The sequence below is a fragment of the Thermogemmatispora sp. genome (genome assembly GCF_019683755.1).
GTDB lineage: Bacteria > Chloroflexota > Ktedonobacteria > Ktedonobacterales > Ktedonobacteraceae > Thermogemmatispora.
Genome location: NZ_JADGHT010000456.1, coordinates 1 through 3,048, shown reverse-complemented (window position 1 = coordinate 3,048; position 3,048 = coordinate 1). Strand labels below are relative to the sequence as shown.

Sequence of the window (3,048 nt, the reverse complement as noted above, 5' to 3'; positions counted from 1 at the left end):
TTATTGTAGACGCAGGAACAGGCTCTTGTCAAGAGAGGATGGTCTGCTATGCGAGGGAAGCGAAGGCATGGTAGCAGCAAGCAGGCGCAAGAGAGGGAGGTGAAAAACAGAGAGAAGGCTGAGCAACTGGCTGGTAGCAGCTTCCTGAGAGTCCTGTCTGTAGTCGGCAGAGAGAGAGGGCAGGGTTAGGCAGGGCCAGCCAGAAGAGAGATACCGACTGAGAGCACAAAAGAAAGACCCTACTCAACCAGTTGTCAGCCACCGCTAAGGCCTCAATGAATACATATTTACCGATGTGAAGGGCGTAAAGCGGCCACCAGCATCGCGGCCAGGCTCAGAGCGAACGACACCAAAAAAGCTGCATGTAAGCCGTGCATAAAGGTAGCCAGGGCTGAAGGGAATTGGCCCATACCGCCGCCATAGACAAAGACTTGCATCACAGCGCCCATTGGCACCCCCTTCAGGGCCAGAGGAAAGACAATCGCGATACTGAGCATCTGGCCGGTATTATTGAGCATGCCCAGCAACCCAGCAGCGGCGCCGCGCTGCTGGGGGGGAACCGCGCTCATAATTGCATTCGTATTAGGTGAGACAAAGAAACCGGAACCCCCGCCCATCAAAGCCATGTACAGAGAAAGCAGCCAAAAAGGCGTCGTGGGTGTAATCGTTGTCAGACCCAGCAGGCCAAGAGCTGAAACGGCCAAGCCGATCGGTGTCAAGATACGGGACCCAATATAGTCCGAGAGCCGGCCACTCAGCGGGCCGATGATCATAAAGGCTGCCCCGAAGGGAGCGAGCATCAATCCGGCAGTGAGGGGATCTTGCCCATAGGGTCCCTGAAGAAAGAAGATCAACAAGAAAAGCACCGCTCCGCGAGCGATCCCATTCAGCAGGCCGCTCAAGCTAGCCATAGCAAAGAGGCGCTCGCGGAAGAGCTGGATCTGCAGGATAGGGGCTTGACTGCGTGGCTCAATTAGCACAAACAGAAGCAGGCTCACCAATCCCATCGCCAGAATAACCATAGTAGCTGACTCACCCAGCAGCGGAAAAGCCACCATCGTCAGTGCCAGCAAAGTGCCGAAGAGGCCCACCGCCAGCGTCAGGCCGCCAAGCCAGTCAATGGGTGTCTGACGAGCCGGGCGCACTGGCTCGCGCAAGCGCCAGATGCCCCAGAGCGTGCCGAAGGTGGCCAGAGGGACATTAAAAAGAAAGACCCAGCGCCAAGACCACTCAGTCAGCAAGCCCCCGATAATGGGACCAATTAAGAAGCCCGCGGCGCCAGCGATCTGATTGATGCCCAGGCCGAGGCCAACCTCACCCTTGCGAAAGGCATCGGTCACAATCGCCGTGCTATTAGTCATCAGCAGGGCGGCCCCAATTCCCTGGATCAGACGTCCTGCCACCAAATCAGCGCCATGAAAGACCGGCTGAGCTAAACCTGCGACCAACGAACCGAGAGCAAACAGCAAAAAGCCACTATTGTAGAGGCGTTTGCGGCCCCAAATATCAGCCAGACGGCCAACGATAGGAGTCAGAACCGTCAGCACCAACAGGTACCCCATCAGTGTCCACATAATCGTAAAGAAGGAGGCCTGTAGCTCCACCAAAATTGCGGGCAAAGCGATCAGCAGAGCTGAACCTTGAATGGAAGCCAGCAACGCCCCTACTGTGGTCACCGATAGAGCTGTCCAGCGATAGCCATTATCGCCGCCCGCAGCCTCCGTCTCGAAGGGAGCCGAGACCTGCTCGTGAGCAAAAGGCATCTCTTGCGTCAAAGGCGTCGAAGAAGACTCCGAGGAAGCATGCATACTAAAACCTTTCTCTCTCCTTTTCTGGTAAAGTGTCTGTCACTAGAAAGGGATAAGCAAAGGTGGGGGAACGACTCGCAAAAAGCGAAAGGGCAGGAAACAGAGCGGGGTGAACAGGAGCTTATAGCAGCGTATCGCCAACACACCCCTCATTACCCCTCGATGAGGCGGCGCAGGGCGGGAAGCGCAGCGACAAGGTGTTCGCGCTCAGCCTCACTCAGGCGAGCCAGGCGGCGCTCTAGAGAGGCCAAGCGGCCACGGTCATAGAGTTGAACCAGGCGTTGGGCGCGCGCCGTTGGCTTCACCCAGACGGTGCGCCAGTCGGCCTCATCGCGGCTCCGTTCAAGGTAACCCTGAGCCTGCAAGCGTTTCACCATTGCCGTCACCGTTGAGGGCGTCACCCCGAGCTGGCGGGCCAACTCCTGCATCATGCAGCACTTGCGCTCAATGAGAATGCGCAGCAGGCTCAACTGACCACTGGTCGTACGGATCTCAGAGAGATCCTCGCGATCAGGCTCAGCCAGAACCTCAGAGTTGAGCGCATCAGCGTGCATCTGGCGCAGCACCTTGGGAACGATATCCAGCAGCTCCATTGCCAACGCTGCGCTATCATCCAGCGAATCCGGTCGCATGATCGCTCCTTACTTATTTTGACAGTCTAATTATATGATAGGCAAACTAGCGAGGCAAGTAAAGGGAAGAGGGCGATTACAGCAGAGCTGACGGCGGAGTCCAGTAGCAATTTTGCCTCAACTATGCTAGAATCGCCCATGATACAGAGACCAGGAAAACCATCGCAGGCAAGGAGAACGGCATTTGGCAACGCACGACAAACGGTACGTGATCATTGGAAACGGGATCGCTGGCACAACAGCCGCCGAGACCCTCCGCAAGCTTGATCCGAACTGCAGCATCCATCTGATTACGAACGAGCCCTATCCTCTCTATAACCGTGTCTCATTACCGCGTTTTCTGCAGGGAGTGCTGCCCGAGCAAAAGGTAATGATTCGTGATTTTGCCTGGCATGAGCAACGCCGAATCTGTCTGTTGACCGAGACTCTGGTAACAGCGGTCAACACAGACGAGCGGGTTGTTGTGACTGAGAGCGGGCAGCATTTCCCCTACGATGCGCTGCTGATTGCAAGCGGGGGGTGGGCTAAACCGCTGCAGGTGCCGGGGGCAGCCGGCACGAAGCACATTTACAACTTTGTCACCCTGGATGACACGAAGACTATTATAG

3 protein-coding genes are annotated in these 3,048 nt (G+C 56.4%); 1 reads left to right on the top strand and 2 read right to left on the bottom strand.

What is annotated here, in order from left to right:
- Positions 1-287 precede the first annotated feature (287 nt).
- Positions 288-1,808, bottom strand: a complete 1,521-nt coding sequence (locus IRZ24_RS18695; RefSeq protein ID WP_297167745.1) for an MFS transporter — start codon at positions 1,806-1,808, stop codon at positions 288-290.
- A 152-nt stretch (positions 1,809-1,960) separates the two neighbouring features.
- Entirely contained in the window at positions 1,961-2,440 is a 480-nt protein-coding gene (locus tag IRZ24_RS18690) for a MarR family transcriptional regulator (protein WP_297167743.1), read from the bottom strand.
- Positions 2,441-2,624: 184 nt separating this feature from the next.
- Here IRZ24_RS18690 and IRZ24_RS18685 point away from each other — a divergent pair.
- On the top strand, positions 2,625-3,048 hold a 424-nt coding region (locus IRZ24_RS18685; protein ID WP_297167740.1), incomplete at its 3' end, for an FAD-dependent oxidoreductase.